Annotated in this window: 18 protein-coding genes; all 18 read left to right on the forward strand. The window is 37.7% G+C overall.

Annotated features, from left to right (window positions below):
- Positions 1-2 precede the first annotated feature (2 nt).
- The 18 genes from hisS to KJ562_02545 all read left to right on the forward strand — a co-directional run bounded on the left by hisS (position 3) and on the right by KJ562_02545 (position 20,123).
- Positions 3-1,295 carry a histidine--tRNA ligase gene (hisS, locus tag KJ562_02460; GenBank protein MBU3964556.1) on the forward strand — a complete coding sequence of 431 codons (1,293 nt, stop codon included), beginning with the start codon at positions 3-5 and terminating at the stop codon, positions 1,293-1,295.
- A gap of 12 nt (positions 1,296-1,307) precedes the next feature.
- Positions 1,308-1,526 (forward strand): hypothetical protein, encoded by a 219-nt coding sequence (locus tag KJ562_02465; protein MBU3964557.1) that lies wholly within the window; start codon positions 1,308-1,310, stop codon positions 1,524-1,526.
- 5 nt (positions 1,527-1,531) lie between these two features.
- On the forward strand, positions 1,532-2,023 hold the full coding sequence (locus KJ562_02470) for a GatB/YqeY domain-containing protein (protein ID MBU3964558.1): 492 nt from the start codon (positions 1,532-1,534) through the stop codon (positions 2,021-2,023).
- Positions 2,024-2,032: 9 nt separating this feature from the next.
- The gene (gene ybeY / locus KJ562_02475; protein MBU3964559.1) at positions 2,033-2,446 is read left to right on the forward strand and encodes an rRNA maturation RNase YbeY; all 414 of its coding nucleotides are present in this window, start codon (positions 2,033-2,035) and stop codon (positions 2,444-2,446) included.
- Positions 2,447-2,450: 4 nt separating this feature from the next.
- Positions 2,451-3,665, forward strand: a complete 1,215-nt coding sequence (ftsA, locus tag KJ562_02480) for a cell division protein FtsA (GenBank protein MBU3964560.1) — start codon at positions 2,451-2,453, stop codon at positions 3,663-3,665.
- Between the two features lie 10 nt (positions 3,666-3,675).
- Positions 3,676-4,605, forward strand: coding sequence for a cell division protein FtsZ (ftsZ, locus tag KJ562_02485; protein ID MBU3964561.1), 930 nt, complete (start codon positions 3,676-3,678; stop codon positions 4,603-4,605).
- A 31-nt stretch (positions 4,606-4,636) separates the two neighbouring features.
- Positions 4,637-5,641, forward strand: coding sequence for a 23S rRNA (adenine(2503)-C(2))-methyltransferase RlmN (gene rlmN / locus KJ562_02490; protein MBU3964562.1), 1,005 nt, complete (start codon positions 4,637-4,639; stop codon positions 5,639-5,641).
- A 365-nt stretch (positions 5,642-6,006) separates the two neighbouring features.
- A complete protein-coding gene (gene greA / locus KJ562_02495; protein ID MBU3964563.1) occupies positions 6,007-6,471 on the forward strand; it encodes a transcription elongation factor GreA in 465 nt (154 codons plus the stop codon).
- A gap of 108 nt (positions 6,472-6,579) precedes the next feature.
- Positions 6,580-8,682 (forward strand): ribonucleoside triphosphate reductase, encoded by a 2,103-nt coding sequence (locus tag KJ562_02500; GenBank protein ID MBU3964564.1) that lies wholly within the window; start codon positions 6,580-6,582, stop codon positions 8,680-8,682.
- On the forward strand, positions 8,679-9,377 hold the full coding sequence (locus tag KJ562_02505) for an anaerobic ribonucleoside-triphosphate reductase activating protein (protein MBU3964565.1): 699 nt from the start codon (positions 8,679-8,681) through the stop codon (positions 9,375-9,377). Before KJ562_02500 ends, KJ562_02505 begins: the two co-directional genes overlap by 4 nt.
- Complete coding sequence (locus KJ562_02510) at positions 9,358-10,863, forward strand: ComEC family competence protein (protein ID MBU3964566.1); 1,506 nt, start codon at positions 9,358-9,360, stop codon at positions 10,861-10,863. The genes KJ562_02505 and KJ562_02510 overlap by 20 nt, the downstream gene beginning before the upstream one ends.
- A gap of 29 nt (positions 10,864-10,892) precedes the next feature.
- A complete protein-coding gene (locus KJ562_02515) occupies positions 10,893-11,963 on the forward strand; it encodes a hypothetical protein (protein MBU3964567.1) in 1,071 nt (356 codons plus the stop codon).
- Entirely contained in the window at positions 11,963-13,138 is a 1,176-nt protein-coding gene (locus KJ562_02520; protein MBU3964568.1) for a glycoside hydrolase family 1 protein, read from the forward strand. Before KJ562_02515 ends, KJ562_02520 begins: the two co-directional genes overlap by 1 nt.
- 39 nt (positions 13,139-13,177) lie before the next feature.
- Positions 13,178-14,110, forward strand: coding sequence for a hypothetical protein (locus tag KJ562_02525; protein ID MBU3964569.1), 933 nt, complete (start codon positions 13,178-13,180; stop codon positions 14,108-14,110).
- Positions 14,111-14,112: 2 nt separating this feature from the next.
- The gene (locus tag KJ562_02530) at positions 14,113-15,114 is read left to right on the forward strand and encodes a hypothetical protein (GenBank protein MBU3964570.1); all 1,002 of its coding nucleotides are present in this window, start codon (positions 14,113-14,115) and stop codon (positions 15,112-15,114) included.
- Positions 15,115-15,515: 401 nt separating this feature from the next.
- Positions 15,516-15,902 carry a diacylglycerol kinase gene (locus KJ562_02535; GenBank protein ID MBU3964571.1) on the forward strand — a complete coding sequence of 129 codons (387 nt, stop codon included), beginning with the start codon at positions 15,516-15,518 and terminating at the stop codon, positions 15,900-15,902.
- A 52-nt stretch (positions 15,903-15,954) separates the two neighbouring features.
- On the forward strand, positions 15,955-17,331 hold the full coding sequence (locus tag KJ562_02540) for a trypsin-like peptidase domain-containing protein (protein MBU3964572.1): 1,377 nt from the start codon (positions 15,955-15,957) through the stop codon (positions 17,329-17,331).
- A gap of 104 nt (positions 17,332-17,435) precedes the next feature.
- Positions 17,436-20,123 (forward strand): AAA family ATPase, encoded by a 2,688-nt coding sequence (locus tag KJ562_02545; protein MBU3964573.1) that lies wholly within the window; start codon positions 17,436-17,438, stop codon positions 20,121-20,123.
- Positions 20,124-20,628: the final 505 nt, after the last annotated feature.

The raw sequence follows: 20,628 nt of genomic DNA on the forward strand, positions 1-20,628 counted from the left end.
ACATGACAGGCAAACAAGTGAGTAATAAAATTCAGGCGCCTCAAGGGATGTTTGATATCACCCCAGAGAATCAGCCGTTTTACAAGAAGGTCTACGGAGTTGGAGAAAAAATTTCTTCATTTTATGGGTTTAAAGAAATTACTCCACCGATTTTAGAATCAACCGAGCTGTTTGAAAGAGGGACAGGAGAAGCCACAGAAATAGTGGAGAAACAGATGTATTCGCTCAAGACCAAGGGCGGAGATTCTTTAACTCTAAGGCCAGAGTTTACTCCATCTATGGCAAGAGCATATGTTGAACATGGGATGATAAGCTTGCCACAGCCAGTCAAAATGTTTTCTTTTGGTCCGGTCTTTAGACACGAAAAACCGCAAGCAGGCAGGTATCGCCAGTTTCACCAATTCAACATAGAGGCCTTCGGTTCCAAACGCCCGATAATGGATGTGGAGATTATCTATGTCTTTTATAACATCCTTCAAGCCCTTGGGATTAAAAAATTAATTATTGAGCTGAACAGCATTGGAGACAAGGAATGTATAGGCGAATACAAGAAACTTTTAGTAAGATATTTAAAGAAAAACGAACATTCTTTATGCGCAGATTGCAAAAGGCGGCTCAAGATGAACCCTTTAAGGATAATGGATTGCAAACAGGAAAGGTGTAAACATATAGTTCTCGGCGCTCCTCAAATTATTGACCATCTTTGTAAAGAATGCCATAATCATTTCAAAAAGGTTTTGGAATTTTTAGATGAGTTGGGTTTGCCATACAGCTTAAACCCTTGTTTAGTGAGGGGATTGGATTATTACACGAGAACCGTGTTTGAAATTATCGCGGAGGATGAACTTGGCAGACAACTTGGAAGTTTAGTCGGCGGTGGCAGATACGATAATCTTGTCAAGCTTTTTTCAAGAAAAAATATTCCTGCTTGCGGAGCTGCTGCTGGGGTTGAGAGGATTATTACTATAATGAAGGAGCGTAATTTAGGTCCAGCTGAAATTCCGGGACCGCAAGTATTTTTAGCCCAGCTTGGAGATATTGCCAAAATTAGGTCGTTGAAACTTATGGAGGACCTTCGGAAAGCAGGCATATCAGTAGCAGAGTTATTTGACAGAGAATCTTTGTCTGCCCAGCTTAGGGGCGCTGATAAATCAAAAGCATTATATTCTTTGATTATCGGCGAAGAAGAAGCGAGCAGAGATATGATTATCATTAGGGATATGGCTGATGGCAGACAGACATCGGTTAAAATAGATAAGGTCGTCGGGGAATTGAAGAAAAAATTAAAACAGTAATAAATTAATTATATGTCAGGGCTTTTTGTTGAAAAAGAAGAAAGAGAAAACAGCCGGCAATTGGTGAGTCGGTTTATAAGGGGTCTCCGCAGGAGCGGTTTGGTTTATAGGGCGAAAGCATCTAGATACATCATCCGCCCAATGAGCCAAGGGCTGAAGAAAAAGGTTGCTCTAAGGAAAATAGCGACAAAAGAGCGATACCAAAAAATGGAAAAAATGGGCAAGCTTTAAATTTTATGGATTTAAGAGAAAAAGTTCAAAAAGACCTACAGGAATCTCTCAAGAACAATCAAGAGAGAAAGCTTTCTGTTTTACGCCTTCTTTTAGATGGTATAATCAAAAAAGAGAAAGAAAAAAGGGTAATAATAAAAGATGCCAAGGACGAAGCAGAAATCATTGAAAAAAGTCGGCTCACAGACCAAGAGATTCTTCAGATAATTTCCTTTTTTATTAAAAAATCCAAAGAAGCAGTAGGGCAATTTGAAACAGGCAAGAGACAAGATTTGGCTGATAAAGAAAAAGAAGAGATAGAAATCTTGAATCAATATTTGCCAGAGCAGATGCCAGAAGAGGAAATTAGAAAATTGGTAGAAGAAGCGATAAAAGAAACTAAAGCAGAGTCAATAAAGGATATGGGCAAAATAATGAGCATTTTGATGCTAAAAATTCAAGGCAAGGCAGACGGGGGAATTGTGAGCGCAATTGTAAAAGAGTTATTGGCTAAATAGTCCTATTATATGATTGAAATCAATAACCTTACCAAATTTTCCATAAACAAAAGGTTATTAATGGAAATAGGAGAAAAGATTTTAAAAACAGAGAGACCAGGCGAAGAATTGGATCTGTCCGTGGTTTTCGCAAATAAGGCAAAAATTACAGAATTGAACTTCATTTATCGAGGCAAAAATGAGCCCACTGATGTATTGTCTTTTGCGAGCGATGGCTATTCAGAGGAGTTGGCTGGTTTGCCAAAGGGCTTGGGAGAAATAATGATTTGTCCGTCGGAAATTGATTTTGATAAAAAAGATGCTTTATCGCATATTTTTATTCATGGTCTTTTGCATCTTTTGGGTAATCACCACGAGAATCTAAAAGAGGCAAAAAAGATGCAGGCCAAAGAGCAAGAATATTTAAACTTTTTTAAGAAATAGAAATATGGCTCGGACCCACAATATAGTAAGCGCACTTGATATAGGTTCTGGGTATGTAAAAGGAATGGTTGCCCAGAGAAAAAGAGATGGAGAAGATATTGCAGTTCTTTCGGTTGCGAGCGTGCTGTCTGATGGAATGAAGAGAGGGGTGGTAATAGACGCGGATGTTGTCTCTGATAAAATCAATCATGTTTTAACAAAACTCAATAACGAGATTAGTCCCCATCGCATAAGGGAGGTTTTTATTAATATCGGAGGTGCCCATATTATATCCGAACAAGGGCACGGCGCAGTGGCGATTTCCAGAGCAGACCAAAGGGTTTCTCCGGATGATGTAGATAGGGTGAAAGAAGAAGCAAAAACAGATATTCTTTCTCGGCTCACCTCTAATCAGGAAATTTTGGACATCTTCCCCAAGGAATTCATCGTTGACAGCGAGGTCGGGTCTGAAGATGTTGTCGGCATGAAAGGAATAAAGCTAGAGGTAAATGCTTTAGCAATTTGCGCATTTTCTCCTTACTTAAATAAGGTTGTTGAAACAGTAATGGCAGCAGGAGTTGAGAAAATAGCTGAAGTCATCCCATCTCCTTTGGCATCTGCCAAGGCGCTTTTGACTCCCCAGCAAAAAGAATTGGGAGCAGTGCTTGTAGACATCGGAGCTGAAACAACCGGAATTGCGGTTTTTGAGGATAGAAACTTGATTCATTTAGCCATTTTGCCAGTTGGGTCTGCTCACATCACAAGAGATATAGCTATTGCCTTACAGGCAGACATTAATATCGCAGAAGAGATTAAAAGTAAATTTGGGTCATATATTTTCCAGAATAAGACGAAAAAGGAAAAAATTAGTATAAATAAAGATGAGGATTTTGTTTTTGATACCAAGAAAATGGTTAAGGCAGGCCGGGCCAGATTAACAGAAATTTTTAATTTGGTAGATAAGGAGTTGAAGAAGATAGGAAAACAAGAAGCGCTCCCAGCTGGTGTGATTTTGGCTGGGGGTGGTTCTAAGTTGCCCGGAATAATTAATTTCGTAAAAGGCGAATTAAAATTGCCTATCCGAAAAGGCGCTATCAAGAATTTTCTTGGATTGGAGGACGATTTGGGTTATAGCGTTTTATGCGGGTTGGTACTGAATGGGTTAAAAGAAGAGGGCGGGCGCACACCTAACGAATTATTATTTAAAGCTAAAAAGTTTTTTAAGATTTTTATTCCTTAATTTTCGAACAATGAAAACAGGAGCAAGAATAAAAGTAGTGGGAGTAGGCGGCTCTGGATGTAATGCCATTTCCAGGATGGCAAAATGTAAAGTTCAGGGCGTAGAACTAATCGCACTTAATTGTGATGCGCAGGATATTAAGAAAACAAATGCGCATAAAAAGATTCAAATAGGAAAAAATTTGACCCGAGGACTTGGGGCTGGCATGAATCCAAGGATAGGCAAAGAGGCAGCCGAGGAAAGTCGGCAAATAATAGAGACAGCGCTGGAAGGAGGCGATATTATTTTTATTGTCTGCGGTATGGGTGGTGGCACTGGAACAGGAGCAGCTCCGATAGTAGCTGAAATTGCTCAAAAAACAGGAGCTCTTACAATCGGGGCAATTACATTGCCATTTTCTTTTGAAGGAGCACAGAGGAGGACAATTGCTAAAATTGGACAGAGAAAAATAAAGAATATGGTGGATACTCTTTTTGTTATCCCCAATGATAAGCTCCTCGCCCGGATAGACGAGAAAACCACATTTCTTTCAGCTTTCTGGATTTGCGACGAGGTTTTGAGACAGGCAGTGCAGGGCATATCTGACCTCATAGTCAGGCCAGGAATTATTAATGTTGATTTTGCGGACGTTAAAGCAGTAATGAGTAATTCGGGCAATGCCCTTTTTGGTGTAGGAACAGGAGAGGGAGATGATAAGATTGTGAAGGCAGCCGAGATGGCGATTCATTCTTCTTTTTTGGACTTCGGTATTCAAGGCGCGAACCGGGTTTTGTTCAATATTACTGGTGGAAAGAATTTGTCTTTGGCAGAGGTTCAACAGGCAGCCAAGATTATAACCAAGAATTCTTCTGCCACTCGTGTTATTTTTGGGGCGATAGAAGATAGGAAACTCAAACCCAATGAAGTTAAAATCACTTTGATAGCAGCAGGAATTGGATAGTGATTGATATCAAAATTTTATTTACAGCCCTATGGATTTGAATGTATTGGAAGAAATATTAAAAAATGAACCAGAATATCGCCTTAAACAGACAAAAAAGGCGATATTTTCTAATTTAATTGAGAATTGGGACCAAGCAACCGTTATCCCATCGATTTTGCGCGAAAAATTAAAACGATTATGTCCATTAGAAATTATCGGCAAAATTTATCATAGTAAGGACAAATGTACCAGCAAGGCGCTCATTGTCTTAATAGATAAAGAGATAATTGAAACAGTTTTAATAAGACATGAGGATGGCAGAAAAACAGTATGTGTTTCCTCGCAAGTCGGATGTCCTTTGGGTTGTGTATTCTGCGCAACAGGTCAGCGTGGCTTTACTAGGAATTTGACCGCTTCTGAAATTATAGAGCAGGTTTTGTTTTGGAATCGTTATTTACAATCGCAAAACGAAAAAGTAACCAACATTGTTTTTATGGGTATGGGAGAACCGTTTTTAAACTATGATGAAGTGATGGCTGCGATAAGAATAATAAACGAGAAGCATGGGTTTGGTGTGGCTGCGAGAAAAATTTCCGTTTCTACTGTTGGACTGCCTGAACAGATTAAAAAATTTTCAGAAGAAGGCCTTCAGATTAATTTAGCGATTTCATTGCACGCCACGAACGATGATTTGAGGACGAAATTAATGCCGATTAATAAAAAATATCAAATTAAGGAGATTTTATCAGCAGTTGATTATTATATAAAAAAAACCAACCGTAAGGTTATGTTTGAATATTTAATGATAGATAATGTCACAGATTCGGAGAAAAATGCTCACGAATTAGTCGCATTATTGGACAAGCCCCTTTATATGGTCAATTTGATTTCCTATAATCAAACCGATAAATACAAGCCGTCTTCAAAGGAAAAAATTAATAAATTCAAAAAGATTTTAAGAGAAAGTGGCATCAATGTTATTCAACGATTTAAGTTCGGGCAAGATATAAAGGGCGCGTGCGGCCAATTAATGGGGCGCGCACTATTAAAATAAGTGTTTTTTTGATAGAATTAAACAAAGGTCATAGAGTAATAAAAATAAAATAAAATAAAAAATGGGAATTGGATGGGCAAATCAAAAACGGCTTGGGAGAAAATTGAAGAAAAGAGGCATAATGCCAAGAAAACCAAAAAAGAAATAGTGCGTTAACGAAAATCGTAAGATTACGAGACTTGGTCTTGTAAACTTCGTAAAACGCCGGAACCCACGCCAGTATTGAGGATTCTCCCAACCCGCCCGGGGCGGGTAATTTTTGTAATACTATAATCGCTTTGTTAGCGGTTTTTTGCTAAAAACGAGCCAACAAAAATCGCTTTACAAGTGATTTTTTGCTAAAATAAAACAACAGAATATTTATAATGCCTATGCCAAGATATTTGACACAAGAGGGTTTGGAAAAATTAAAAAAAGAATTAGATTATCTTGAAAACACTAAAAGAAAAGAGCTTGCCAAAACATTGAAGCACGCTATTTCATTTGGCGACCTCAAGGAAAATGCCGCTTACCACGAGGCAAAGGACGCTCAAGGGTTTTTAGAGTGTAGGATTTCAGAATTGAAGCAAGTTGTCGCTACAGCGGAACTGTGTGACAAAGAATATGCTCCAAAAGGAGAAGTTCAGATTGGTTCAATGGTTTGGCTTAAATCAAAAAATGGCAAGGAGAAGTTTCAAGTTGTTGGACCAGATGAATCAGATATTTTAAGTGGAAAAATTTCCTATAAATCACCTCTTGGAGAAATTTTATTGGGAAAGACAAAAGGCGATGAAGTAATTTTAAAAAATTTCGAAGGCAAAATTAGGTATGAAATTGTAAAAGTTAATTGACTTTTCCACAACCAATCGCTTTTTGACCAAAATTAGGAGTTAAGGTAAGATAAAGACATTAAATATAATGCTTGCTCTATCAAGGGGCAAGTTTGTCCTATCAAGTTAATGGCAAAAATCACAAAAGTTAAAAAACGAGACGGGTCAATTGTTGATTTTGAGAAAGAAAAAATAGCAAAGGCCATTTATAAAGCCATTACTGCAACTGGGCAGGCAGATGGCGTTTTATCTAAAAAACTTTCCAAAAAAGTAGCGGATATTTTGGATAGACGCTTTAAAGAAGCCGAAATTCCAAGTGTTGAGCAGATTCAGGACATAGTGGAAGAGGTTTTGATTGCCGAGAATCTTACTGAAACAGCAAGGGCATATATTCTTTACCGAGAACAAAGAAGGATAACAAGAGAGGCTGTTGCTACGAGCGAAGAAGCGGTTGACAGGGTTGACCAATATCTCGAGCGCCTTGATTGGGAGGTTAAAGAAAATGCCAATATGACTTTTTCTTTGCAGGGCCTTAATCATTATGGCGTTTCATATATTGTTAAAAAATATTGGCTGAATAAAATTTATCCAAAGGAAATTAGGCAAGCGGTTGAGAATAATGATTTTCATATCCATAATTTAGACACTCTGGGACTTTATTGCGCGGGATGGGATTTGTATGATTTTTTACTGCGTGGATTCGGCGGAGCGCAGGGCAAGGTGGAATCAAAACCACCCAAGCATTTCCGAGCTGTTTTAGGACAGGTGGTAAATTTTCTATATACAGTCCAGGGAGAGATAGCAGGAGCGGTGGCGTTTTCGAATTTTGACACGCTTTTGGCGCCATTTATCCGTTATGACAATTTAAATTATGAGCAGGTAAAGCAGGCGTTGCAAGAATTTTTGTTCAATATGGCTGTGCCTACGAGAGTGGGGTTCCAAAACCCTTTTTCAAATATAACATTGGATTTGAAACCATCTTCAGTGTTTGCAAAGCAACCTGTGATTTGGGGAGGGAAACCGCAAAAGGAAACATACGGCGAATTTGAGGAAGAGATGAGAATTTTTGATAAGGCGCTATACGAGACTATGCTTGAAGGAGACAGATATGGTCGGCCTTTTCATTTTCCAATCCCGACAATAAATATAACCAAGGACTTTCCATGGGATGACCCGACCTTTGATTCAATATTTGAGGCCTCGGCAAAATACGGAATCAATTATTTCGCAAATTATATAAACTCTGATATGAGCCCAGAGGATGTCAAATCAATGTGCTGTCGCCTTCGGCTGGATATGAAAGAGCTTCACAACCGTGGTGGCGGAGGATTGTTTGGCGCAGGGGCGCTCACTGGAAGCATTGGAGTAGTCACTATTAATCTTCCGAAAATTGGCTATCTTTCCAAAACAAAAAAAGATTTTTTTGAACAGCTTGGCAAGTCAATGGATTTAGCTAAAGAAAGTTTAGAAATCAAAAGAAAAACAATAGAAAACTATATTGAAAAGGGGCTTTATCCCTACTCAAAATACTATTTAAACGGGGTTAAGCAAGCCAGGGGCGCGTACTATGCCAATCATTTTTCTACCATAGGATTAATCGGGATGAATGAGGCGCTCGTCAATTTTTTGGGAGAAGATATCGCTTCTGGCAACGGAAGAAAATTTGGTTTAGAGATAATGGATTTTATGAGGGAACGACTTTTGCAATATCAGAAAGAAACAGAGCATATGTATAATTTGGAAGCAACGCCAGCTGAAAGCACTGCATATCGCTTGGCGCAAAAAGACAAAGAAAAATATGCGGATATCATTACTGCTGGCACTACAGAAGTCCCATATTATACCAACTCCAGCCAATTGCCCGTTAATTATACTGATGATGTTTTTGAGGCGTTAAAACTCCAAGATGAATTACAATGCAGATACACTGGAGGCACGGTTTTACATATTTTTGCCGGAGAACGATTATCAGGCGCTGAAGCGGTTAAGTCATTAGTAAAAAATGTTTTTACTAAATTTAAGCTTCCGTACATTACATTGACGCCAACTTTTTCCATCTGTCCAGTTCACGGATATATAGCTGGCGAACATTTCAAATGTCCAAAGTGCATTGTAGAACAGTCGTGCGAAGTTTATTCAAGAGTTGTTGGATATCTCCGCCCAGTAAATCAGTTCAATGTAGGGAAAAGACAGGAGTTTAAAGATAGGAAAGCATTTAATCTCAAAATATGAAGATAGGCGGCATTCAAAAATCCACGCTTATTGATTATCCTGGAAAGGTTTCCGCTACCATATTTGTCAGCGGTTGTAATTTTAAGTGTGGATTTTGCCATAACCCAGAATTGGTTTTAGTAGAAGAGATTAAAAAACATCAGTGTATTTCCGAAGAAAAGATTTGGGAATTTCTTGAAGAAAGAAAGGGATTTTTGGACGGAGTGGTGATTTGCGGAGGCGAGCCGACTATTTATGATGACCTCCCGGATTTTATAGAAAAAATTCAGGACATGGGTTTTTTGATAAAACTGGATACCAACGGGAGTCGGCCGGAAATATTGCAACAAATGATTGAATTGAATTTGCTCGATTATGTGGCAATGGATGTTAAGGCGCCAAAAAAGAGATATAAGGCAGTAGTTGGCGCGGATATTGATGTTGGGCAGATAGAAAAAAGCATAAAATTATTAAAAAAAGGAGTGATTGATTTTGAGTTCAGGACTACTCTTGTCCCTGGTTTGGTGGAGAGAAAAGATGTCTTGGAAATAGTAAAATGGATTTCTCCTGCGCCAAAATATTTTTTGCAAAATTTTCAGTCGCAAGGCAAGATTATAGATTCCAAGCTTTCCAAGGTTAGGCCATTTCAGGACGGATATTTGGAAAAATTGAAGGAAGAAATAACGCCTCATTTTGATGTCTGCCAAATCAGGTAATGCATTTGTTTCTAAAATCATTTTTTGCTCCTGTGTTTTTTTTATAATCGGAATTTTAATTGGACTTGTTTTACAGAACGCTTTCTGGCTTGTTGGAGGCGTTTTTCTTTTCTTATCTTTGATTTCTCTTTTCTTTGTCAAGAAATCGAAATGGGTTTTTATTATTTCTTTAATTTTTCTTTTTATTGGTTTTGTCAGGATAGAATATTTTCAGAAGAATGATTTTGAGAAACAAGTTGAAAAATTTTTTGGCGCGGAAAAAGAAATACTCGGGACCATTATTAAAGAACCGGATATAAGCCAGACAAGCCAAAAAATAGTTGTAAAATTGGAAGAAATAAACAACGAAAAAATTGAAGTTAAAGAGAGGATTTTGGCTTTTGTTCCATTTTATCCTCAATACGAATATGGCCAGCGCGTTGAAATTTTAGGAAAAATCGAAGAGCCACCAGATTTTGAGGAATTTGATTATAAAGAATATTTATCTCGGCAAAGAATTTTTGCTGTTAGCTTTTCGCCGGAAGTCAAAGTCGTTGAAAATGAAAACCAGCTTTCTATTTTTCAGAAATTTTTTAAAACAATTTTAACAGCGAAGAACAATCTAAGGCAAAGTATTTATAGGAATTTTTCCGCAGACAAGAGCTTGTTATTAGGAGCAATCATATTAGGGGATAAATCGCGCTTAAGTCCAGAGTTAGAGGAAACACTAAATAAGGCGGGAATTCGCCATCTTACTGCAATTTCTGGGATGCATGTGATGATATTGACCAATATATTAATGTCAGCTCTTTTAGCAGTCGGATTGTGGAGAAAACAAGCGTTTGCAGTCACTGTTATTCTAATTCTTTTATTCATAATCCTCACTGGTTTTCAGGCCTCAACCATCAGAGCTGGAATTATGGGGTTTTTGTATTTATTGGGACAAATTCTCGGAAGGCAAAATGATTCTGCAAGAGCGATTATGTTTGGCGGAGCAGTGATGCTTGCTTTTAACCCGTTTCTTTTAAAAGACATTGGATTTCAGCTTTCTTTTTTAGCTGTGATGGGAATAAATTATTTATTTCCAGTATTTTCTCGATGGCTCAGGAGGATTCCAAATGTTTTGGAATTAAGAAATGTTCTGGCAATGAGTTTGGCTGCCCAGATTTTTACTCTGCCCATTTTAATCTCTAATTTCGGATACATTTCATTAGTGGCGCCGATAACCAATGTTTTAATTCTCCCGCTTTTGCCCTTTATTTTGGTTTTTGGTTTTCTTTCCGCGCTTTGCGGACTTTTTGCAGGAATTTTTGCCTTGATTTTTGTTTTCCCTTGCCACATTATTCTTTCCTATCTCCAGATTGTTTCTAATTTTTTCGCTTCCCTGTCTTTTTCGTCAATCAATCTGAAAATCTCCTGGACCTGGATTATCTTTTATTATCTATTTTTGAGCTATTTAGTTATCCGCTGGAAAAAAGACCACAGATTCCAAATCGCAGGGTTTTAGAAAGTTGGAAAAAATGAGATAATGAAAGAATGAAACTTGCTTCAGTTATTATTCTAATAGCAGTTCTGGTGATGGCTATATTTTTGGTTAATCTTTACAGCCAGTCAGAGGATATCACAAAATTATCAAAGGATTTTTTATTGACCAATTTAAGCTTAAAACAGAAAGTTGGTCAGCTTTTTATCATTGGTTTTGAAGGGAAAGAGCTTACTCAAGATATAAAGTTGATGATAAGGGAACTTCACCCCGGAGGAATCTTGCTTCTTGGCTGGAACATAGAAGACAGGCTACAGTTATTGAAATTAGTGGATGGGCTTCAACAGATAGCTCTGCAAGATACTGGCATACCATTATTCATAGCTGTTGACCAAGAAGGGGGTGAAATCAATAGGATTGATTTTATTCAGGAACAGACCAGCCAAAGCGCGATTGAGAATCCGGAAAATGCTTTTAAAATTGGCTTTAGCAGGGCACAGGAATTGCGGGCGTCCGGTATTTCTCTTAATCTTGCGCCTCTTTTGGACCAGACAAAGCAAGGCGATTTTATTTATGGCCGTTCGTTCAAAGAAAGCCAGCAGGATGTCGGTGATTTAGTAAAGAACTTGATTTTAGGTCAGAAAAACACTGAAATTTTTACAGCAATCAAACATTTTCCTGGTTATGGAAATATTGATTTTAATCCAGAGGAAAAATTGGCAGTCAAAGAAGAAGTTCCTGACACAGGATTATTCAAAGAGGCAATGTCTGCCAAGCCAGAAATGGTGATGACTGCTAATGTTGTTTATAAAAGCATAGATGAATATATGCCTTTTTCGTTTTCCAAAAAAGGAATAGATTTTTTGAAATCAGAACTAGGAAATGAAATTTTAATAATTTCTGATGATTTGGACCAAAATTCTTTATTGAATAAATATGAATTAGAAGATATTGTTTCTTTGCCAGTAGAAGCAGGTGTTGATATTCTGATTTTCTCGGGTTGGCGTTTGCCAGCAAGTGATGGAATAGAAGCGCTTATCAAGGCAGTTGAAAATGGTAGAATAAGCGAAGAAAGGATAAATCAATCAGCGTCAAAAATTATTAAGTTAAAATTAGGGATTTAATGGTTCTGAAATTTCCAGATAATTTTTTATGGGGAAGCGCTACTTCTGCTTATCAGGTTGAGGGCGGGAATAAGTTTTCTGATTGGGAGATAAATCCGCCTAAACCAGGGCATGGACCTGCTGGAATTGCTTGCGACCACTACAACCGTTTTGAGCAAGATTTTGATTTATTGAAAAAATTGAACCAAAATGTCCATCGTTTTTCAATTGAATGGGCAAGGATAGAGCCAAGGCAAGGTGAGTTTGATAAAGCCGAAATTGAACATTACAGAAAGGTATTATTGGCTCTGAAGCAGAGGGGGATTAAAACAATGGTGACTTTGCATCACTTTACCCTTCCACAATGGTTGGCAGAAATCAACGGTTTTGCTAATAAAAAATCAATAGAATATTTTACGAGATATTCTGCGAAAATGTTCGGAGAATACAAGGACTTGGTTAATTTTTGGGCAACCATTAATGAGCCGATGGTGTTTTCCGGCCTAGGTTATTTTCAAAAATTATGGCCACCCCAAAAAAGGAATATATTTTTATATGTTCGCGTGGTCAATAATTTAATCAAGGCCCATAAAAGTGTTTATAAATTATTAAAAGCATTTGGCAGAGAAGGGATTTCAGTAGGCATAGTTAAAAATAACAGTTATCTTGAGCCATATAAAAATTTATTGGATAGATTTGTCGTAGGGCTTCTTAATTGGTGGCAAAATAGATATTTTTTGAATAAGATAAAAAATGATACGGATTTTATTGGCTTGAATTTTTATATGCATTTTAAAATCCGGTTTCCTTTTAAAATAAAGAATGAAAACAAAAAGACATCTGATATGGGTTGGGAATTATATCCAGAAGGAATTTATTATCTGTTAAAGGACTTGAAAAAATATAATAAGCCAGTTTATATCACGGAAAACGGATTGGCTGATTCAGAAGATAAAAACAGAGAGTGGTATATAAGAGAGGTCTTTAAAAATATCCACAGAGCAATACAAGAAGGAATTGATGTTAAAGGATATTTTTATTGGTCATTAATGGACAATTTTGAATGGGCTGATGGTTTTGAACCAAGATTCGGATTGATTGAAATTGATTATAAAACCCTTGAGAGAAAACCCCGCTTGAGTGCACATTTTTATTCTGAAATCTGTAAAAATAATCAATTACTTATAGAAGGTTAGTAACAGCTCGGATATTTCATTTGAACCAACAGATAAAATATGCTTTGGATAATTTTTGCAATCATCGCTTATTTTCTCTTGGCAATAACAGCAGTTATTGATGACTTTTTATTGACTGGTCCTCTTGCCAAGCCAAAGCTTTACGCTTTTTTCGTAAGCGTGTTTGGTATTCTTGTTTTTATTTTGGCTCCATTCGGTTTTACAATTCCTGATTCATTAACATTATTGATTGCCTTGCTTTCAGGGGCTCTTTGGTTTTTTGCGCTTTTGGGATTATTTGAATCGCTTCGATTGTTTGAGGCATCAAGAGTGATTCCAGCAATCGGCGGAATTCTGCCGATTTTTACCCTTGGCATAAGTTATTTTTTCTCTTGGCAAGCGAATGAACCATTAGTTCCTATTGGCACAGTAAAAATTTTGGCATTTGCTATGTTGGTCTTGGGAAGCATATTCATAGGAATAGAAAAGAAGAAAAAAGTTACCAAACAGAGCATTGCCTTGTCTTGTTTGACCGCCTTTTTATTTGCTTTGAGTTTTTCAACTGCAAAATTGGTTTATATTTCTCAGCCATTTATTTCCAGCTTAATTTGGATAAAAGTTGGTGGGCTTTTAATCGCTCTTTTGTTTTTATTTTCCAAAGAAGTAAGAGGGGAGATTTTCAAGAAAAAGAAATCAAAATTATCGTCTTTTCTGAAGAAACCTAAAATCGCTTTCTTGTTTATCTCCAACCAAATTATCGGCGCTGGCGCCGGAGTTTTACAGAATCTTGCGATTTTCATTGCTCCAATTTCCTATCTTGCGTTTATCAACGCAATGGAAGGAACGAGATATGTGTTTCTTTTGATTTTTACTATTATTCTATCCTATAAATTTCCGAAATTTTTGGCTGATAAGGTTTCTAAAGAAATTATTATCAAAAAAATCTTCGCTATCTTGCTAATAGTCGCAGGATTAATATTATTGACCATTTAAAAATGCCTAAAGTATTTAAAATTATATTTTTTATTTTTTTGACTCTCATAGTCGGCATATTCGTGTTTTTGTTTGTGGGTAAAGCCACTCCGGCCGAGAACATTACTTGGGGAGTTGTGTTCTCCCAAAAACACGCCGAGCTTCTTGGACTGGACTGGAAAGCCAACTATCTTGCGATTTTAGACGATTTACAGATTAAAGACCTAAAATTAATCGCTTACTGGGATTTAATAGAAAAAGAGCCTGGAGTTTTTGATTTTACTGATTTGGATTGGCAGATTGAGGAGGCAGAGAAAGGGGGCGCAGAAGTCCTTTTGGTCATTGGCAAAAAAGTTCCAAGATGGCCTGAATGCCATATTCCAGATTGGGCCAAGAGCATGGGAGAAGAAGAATTAGAAGAAAGCATTTTATTGTATTTGGAGCAGTTAATTTTAAAGTACAGAGATTATCCTGCAATTAAAATGTGGCAAGTTGAAAATGAGCCCTTTTTCCCATTTGGCGAGAATTGTCCATTAATAACAGAAGAATTTTTAGACAAGGAAGTCGGGCTTGTTAGGGCGCTTGATTATAACAAAAGGCCCATAGTAATTAGCGAGAGCGGGGAATTCCCTTTTTGGTTCAAGGCCGCAAGGCACGGCGATATTGTTGGGCATACCCTTTACAGAGTTGTATGGGCAAGCGGTTTCAAAATTTATTTTAGACCGCCGTTTCCAGCTATTTTTTATAATAGAAAATCTTGGTTGATAGATAAGTTTTTTGATAAAAAAGTTATTTGCGTTGAGCTTCAGGCAGAGCCGTGGGGCCCGACCTTGTTATACGATTCTCCCTTAGAAGAACAGGAAAAATCCGTAAATTTTCAGAAATTGAAAGGAATAATCCAATTTGCCAAAAATACTGGAACAGATACTTTCTATTTTTGGGGGTCAGAGTGGTGGTATTGGATGAAAGAAAAACAAAACCAGCCCGAAATCTGGGATGAAATAAAAAATTTGTTATTGCAGTAATGTTTCCAAGCAAGATTTCATAGCGTTTTCCATCTCGTTTTCTTAATAAAACTTTTAGTGTCTTTTTTCTCCATCTCAATTATTTAATAAAATTTCATAGCGTTTTATAACGCGATTTTTTAATAAAATTAAGCATTTCAGGAAATTACGAGGCCGGGCCTCGTAATTTTCGTAAAACGCCGGAACCCATACCAGTATTGAGGAATCTCACAACCCGCCCGGGGCGGGTAATTTTTGGGGGAGAGTTATCCACAGCCCTGAAAAGCTTTTTTAGGGTTTTATAAAATTCATTTTAGGGCGTTGTCGAATCCTTCTTTTTGGCATCGAGAAGCTATTAAACCGCCATGATTTATTTGACAACGATTTTAGAAAGTATCAAAATAATATATACCCAAAAAATTATGATAATCAATCCTAAAAAATTATTGAAAAGCTTCCGAGTTGCTTTTATCGGTCTTCGCATAGGGATTAAAGAGGAGAATACTGTGAGAATCGGAGTAATCATTGCACTAATAGTGGTCTTTTTTATGCTCTATTTCCCGCTTGCTTTGCAGGAAAGAGCGATAATAACTTTGTGCGTTTTCTTGGTCCTGAGTATTGAGTTAATGAATACTCAAGTAGAAAGAGTAACTAATTTGATAGATAAAAATCATAATGACGAAATCAGGAAAATCAAAGACCTGGCAGCTGGCGCAGTATTAATGGCCATCATTGGCGCTGGTACAGTGGGAGCATATATTTTTCTGCCATATATTGTCAGAGCAATATCATCTTTATTTAACCATTAATTAAATCAGCCGTTGAAAGCAATAAAAAAAACTGAAATGGCTGGTCAATAAAATGGAGGAAAATGAAAATAATAATTTCTGGAAAAGCAAAAATCCTGTAAAAGATAATTTTAGTTTTCCAAAAATAAATTTGGGCAAACTTAAAGGAATTGCAAAAAATAAAGGCAAAATAAAAGCCACGCCGGGATTTTTGGCTGTCTTGATAATTCTTGTGGCCATTGTCGCTGGTGGCGCAGGCGCTGTTTTTACTAATTATTATTGGCAGAATCAGGTTATTGATATTTTTGAACAGCAAGGTATTCCTATTATCAGTAAAGGCGCGACAATTCAAAATAACTATATCCCCCAGACAACCCAGGAGCAGAAGATTATAAAAGCAGTCAAGGATTATTCTCCAGCAGTTGTGAGTATTGTTATCAGCAAAGATGTCCCGATTCTTGAAAAATACTATATTGACCCTTTTGGCGGATTAAACTGGCCGTTTGGCGCTGATTTTCTTGTTCCACAATATCGCGAAAACGGTACAGAGAAACAACAGGTTGGCGGTGGCACTGGATTTATTATTTCTTCAGACGGCACAATTCTAACAAATAAACATGTTACTCTTGAAGAGGATGCGGAATACACAGTTTTTTTCAATGATGGTTCAAAATATCCTGCTAAAATTTTAGCAAAAGACCCGTTCTATGATTTGGCAGTGCTTAAAGTTGACCAATCAGATACTCCTGAAGCAGAGAGAAAAACATTTCCTACTGTGAAATTAGGCGACTCTTCCAGTTTACAAATAGGGCAAACAGTAATAGCAATTGGATATGCTTTAGGAGAATTCCAAAACACTGTCTCTGTTGGAGTTGTTTCTGGATTAGGCAGAAACATCACAGCTACTGGCGGACAAGGTTTTAGCGAAAATTTGGAAGGTATTATCCAAACAGACGCTGCAATTAATCCGGGAAATTCCGGCGGTCCGCTTTTGAATCTTGCTGGCGAGGTAATTGGAATTAATGTTGCCCGTTCTTCCAGTGGAGAGAATATTGGTTTTAGTTTACCTATCAATATGGCAAAGAGAGATATTGACCAAGTCAAAAAAACAGGGACAATTGTTTATCCATGGCTGGGCATCTCTTACACTATAATTACCAAAGAAATCAGCGAGGCAAATAATTTATCTGTTGATTACGGGGCATGGATTGGCAAGGATTCTTTAGGTAAAGACACAGAAATAGCTGTTGTTTCCGGCAGTCCGGCTGCCAAATTAGGGATTAAGAAAAACGATATTATTTTGGAATTCAATGGCGTTAAAATTACTTCAGAGAATCCATTGGCAAAGATTATCTTGGATTATAACCCGAATGATTCTGTAAATCTCAAAATCTTGAGAGACAAAGAGGACATAACTCTTACAGTTATACTTGGCGAAAGAAAGGAGTAAAAACAAAAAATTTCTGATAATTGGCCTTTTTAAGGTTGACTTTTGGTGTTTTTTGAGCTTAAATTAAGAGAATGAACAGGAATTTAAATTAATTATTTTAACTTATGTTTGCAAATCCTGGTGGAGATTTTACACAAAGAGCTCAACAAGCCATTTTGATGGCACAGTCATTAGCTCGAAAAGAAAATCAGCAGCAGATTGACGCGCTGCATCTTTTGTATTCTTTGGTTAGCCAAGAAGACACGATAGTGTTTACTATTTTGCGTAAGCTAAAGATTGCTGTTCCTGATTTAAAGAATAAAATACTTAAGGCGATTAAATTAAGAAAGAATCTGCCAAATCTTGACGATTTTGAAGACCAGCCAATGGGACTCCAGTTTTATTTAACCCAGGACTTGGCAGCAGTTCTTGATAGGGCGAGAAAAGAATCAATCAGGATGAAAGACCAATTTATTTCAGTGGAGCATCTTTTCCTTGCTTTGCTCGAAGTTGTTTCCGAAGCAAAAAATATCTTGTCTTTTTATGGTTCAGTAGGCCTTGATTATAATGCTATTTTGAAACTTTTATCAGAGATAAGGGGCGGGGAGAATATCACTGACCCAGACCCAGAGTCAAAATATCAAGTGATTGAAAAATATTGTAAAAATCTCACTAAATTGGCTGAAGAAGGAAAGCTTGACCCGGTGATTGGCAGAGAGAATGAAATTAAAAGGGTAATTCAAATTCTTTCCAGGCGGACAAAAAATAATCCGGTTTTAATAGGCGAGGCAGGCGTTGGCAAAACAGCTATTGTTGAGGGCTTGGCGCAAAGGATTATAAAAGGGGATGCTCCGGAGAGTTTGAAGAATAAAGAGATTATTGCCCTTGATTTAGGCCTTTTGATTGCAGGAACAAAATTTCGCGGAGAGTTTGAACAAAGAATGAAAGCGCTTTTAAGGGAAATTGAACGCGCCAAAGACCGGTATTTTCTTTTTATAGACGAGCTTCATACTGTTATGGGAGCAGGAGCGGCAGAGGGTGCGATTGACGCTTCTAATTTATTGAAACCAGCGCTTAGCCGCGGGCAATTGAGAGCAGTCGGGGCAACCACTTTGAAAGAGTATCAGAAATACATTGAAAGAGACCCAGCTCTTGAAAGAAGATTTATGCCTGTATTTGTTGTTGAGCCGAGCATAGAAGATACAATTGCGATCTTAAGAGGCATTAAGAAGAAATACGAGCTTTATCACGGCGTGAAAATAAGGGATTCTGCGTTGATTGCTGCTGCCGAACTTTCTGCCAGATATATTGCAGATAGATTTTTGCCTGATAAAGCAGTGGATTTAATGGACGAAGCCGCCTCTGGGTTGCGCTTGGAAATGGAATCAGAGCCAGCAGAAGTGGAGGAAGTGAAGAAAGAAATGCAACGGTTGACCATTGAAAAAGAGGCATTAAAAAATGAGCAGGATTCTGCTTCAAAAAGGAGATTGTCTGTTTGCCTCCGGGCATTGGCTGACTTGAAAGAAAAAGAGAAAGCCCTGGAGATGAAATGGAAAATAGAGAAGGACTTAATTCAGGTTTTGAAAGTTTTAAAAACAGATAATGAAAGATTGGATTTTGAGGCCGAGGTGGCGGAGCGCGAAGGGGATTTGGAAAAAGTAGCGCGTATTAAATACGGATTGATACCGAATGTTCTAAAAGAGATTCAGAAAAAAGAACAGGAGCTTACAAATTTTAGAAAAAAGAATCAGGTTTTAAAAGAAGATGTCGGGGAAGAAGATATTGCCCGAGTGGTTTCGCGTTGGACAGGGATTCCAGCTACCAATTTATTAGAAGAAGAGGCTAAAAAGTTGGTAAGAATGGAAGGTTCTATTTCTCGCAGGGTAATAGGTCAAGAACAGGCGATAGAAGCTATTTCTAATGCCATTAGGCGCAGTCGGGCAGGGATTGCAGAAGAGAATAGGCCACTTGGTTCGTTCATATTTTTAGGTCCCACTGGCGTCGGAAAAACCGAGACAGCCAAGGCATTAGCAGAGTTTTTATTTAATGACGAGAACGCCTTGATTCGTTTGGATATGTCAGAATATATGGAACGCCACAGCATATCTAAGATGATTGGTTCGCCTCCGGGCTATGTCGGATATGAAGAAGCTGGACAGCTCACAGAGAAAATAAGGAGAAGGCCTTATAGTGTTTTACTTTTGGATGAAATAGAAAAAGCTCATCCAGAGGTTTTTAATATTTTGCTTCAAATTTTAGAGGACGGACGGCTCACTGACGCAAAAGGCAGACCTGTCTCGTTCAAAAATACTATTATTATTATGACTTCTAATCTTGGTTCGGAATATATTGCCAAAATGGGCACAATGGGCTTTATAAATGATGATAAGGAAGAATATCAAACCTTGAAGGACAGGGTTAATGAGGCATTGAAAGAAAGTTTCAGGCCAGAGTTTTTGAACAGGGTTGATGAGACGATTATCTTTAATTATCTTAGTAAAAGTCAGATTCAGGAAATTGTTGTGCTTGAGCTTGCCAAGGTTTCAAAACGGCTTGAGAGAAAAGGGATAAAATTGAGAGCAGACAAGGAAGTAAAAGAATTATTGGCGGAAAAGGGATTTGATATGAATTTGGGAGCCCGGCCATTAAAAAGGGTAATCCAGAAATTTATTCTTGACCCGCTTTCCTTGAAAATTGTGATTGGGGAAACAAAACAAGGGGAGACAGTTAATTTGACCGCAAAAGCAGGGAAAATCATTTTTAATTCTTTAAGACCATTGTCAAAGAAAAGAGAAGGAGTTAGAATAAAATAATTGAGTTTAGGTTTGAGAATCTGAAGGACTCGGATTTTTTGGCCTGAACTCAAGAATCTTGAGTGATGGAATCTCTGTATGGGAGGTGATTGACTTCGAAGAGGAGTTGATAGAGGTAGAGAGCATAGACAAGAGGTGATGCACAATGATTGTCTCGGTTTCAGGATTTACATAGCAGGACTCGGTGTTACGAGAATCTTCTACTCGACCATTATCGGGGCGCCTACGGCGCCCCGAAAGGAAAACTCAATCGTTCTTTGACAACCTCATCGCTTTCTCATATGCATATCTCCGAGAACTATCTTGTAGAGTCATCTCCGAGAAACCCGCCAAGAGGCAGACCCCTGCCTCTATTTTCTTTTTTTAATATAAAATCTGCCGAGATCGTTTCTCGGCAAAACTTAAAAGAGTAATTACGAGGCCGGGCCTCGTAATTTTCGTGAAATGGCGGAAGCCATACCAGTATTGAGGATTCTCACAACCCGCCCAGGGCGGGTAATTTTTG

The sequence above is a fragment of the Patescibacteria group bacterium genome, assembly GCA_018900835.1.
GTDB lineage: Bacteria > Patescibacteriota > Minisyncoccia > Minisyncoccales > PEYH01 > PEYH01.

Bases quoted from the DNA above. Each gene is read 5' to 3' on its own strand.
- hisS (MBU3964556.1), top strand. From the start codon at position 3: ATGACAGGCAAACAAGTGAGTAATAAAATTCAGGCGCCTCAAGGGATG.
- KJ562_02465 (MBU3964557.1), top strand. From the start codon at position 1,308: ATGTCAGGGCTTTTTGTTGAAAAAGAAGAAAGAGAAAACAGCCGGCAA.
- KJ562_02470 (MBU3964558.1), top strand. From the start codon at position 1,532: ATGGATTTAAGAGAAAAAGTTCAAAAAGACCTACAGGAATCTCTCAAG.
- ybeY (MBU3964559.1), top strand. From the start codon at position 2,033: ATGATTGAAATCAATAACCTTACCAAATTTTCCATAAACAAAAGGTTA.
- ftsA (MBU3964560.1), top strand. From the start codon at position 2,451: ATGGCTCGGACCCACAATATAGTAAGCGCACTTGATATAGGTTCTGGG.
- ftsZ (MBU3964561.1), top strand. From the start codon at position 3,676: ATGAAAACAGGAGCAAGAATAAAAGTAGTGGGAGTAGGCGGCTCTGGA.
- rlmN (MBU3964562.1), top strand. From the start codon at position 4,637: ATGGATTTGAATGTATTGGAAGAAATATTAAAAAATGAACCAGAATAT.
- greA (MBU3964563.1), top strand. From the start codon at position 6,007: ATGCCTATGCCAAGATATTTGACACAAGAGGGTTTGGAAAAATTAAAA.
- KJ562_02500 (MBU3964564.1), top strand. From the start codon at position 6,580: ATGGCAAAAATCACAAAAGTTAAAAAACGAGACGGGTCAATTGTTGAT.
- KJ562_02505 (MBU3964565.1), top strand. From the start codon at position 8,679: ATGAAGATAGGCGGCATTCAAAAATCCACGCTTATTGATTATCCTGGA.
- KJ562_02510 (MBU3964566.1), top strand. From the start codon at position 9,358: ATGTCTGCCAAATCAGGTAATGCATTTGTTTCTAAAATCATTTTTTGC.
- KJ562_02515 (MBU3964567.1), top strand. From the start codon at position 10,893: ATGAAACTTGCTTCAGTTATTATTCTAATAGCAGTTCTGGTGATGGCT.
- KJ562_02520 (MBU3964568.1), top strand. From the start codon at position 11,963: ATGGTTCTGAAATTTCCAGATAATTTTTTATGGGGAAGCGCTACTTCT.
- KJ562_02525 (MBU3964569.1), top strand. From the start codon at position 13,178: ATGCTTTGGATAATTTTTGCAATCATCGCTTATTTTCTCTTGGCAATA.
- KJ562_02530 (MBU3964570.1), top strand. From the start codon at position 14,113: ATGCCTAAAGTATTTAAAATTATATTTTTTATTTTTTTGACTCTCATA.
- KJ562_02535 (MBU3964571.1), top strand. From the start codon at position 15,516: ATGATAATCAATCCTAAAAAATTATTGAAAAGCTTCCGAGTTGCTTTT.
- KJ562_02540 (MBU3964572.1), top strand. From the start codon at position 15,955: ATGGAGGAAAATGAAAATAATAATTTCTGGAAAAGCAAAAATCCTGTA.
- KJ562_02545 (MBU3964573.1), top strand. From the start codon at position 17,436: ATGTTTGCAAATCCTGGTGGAGATTTTACACAAAGAGCTCAACAAGCC.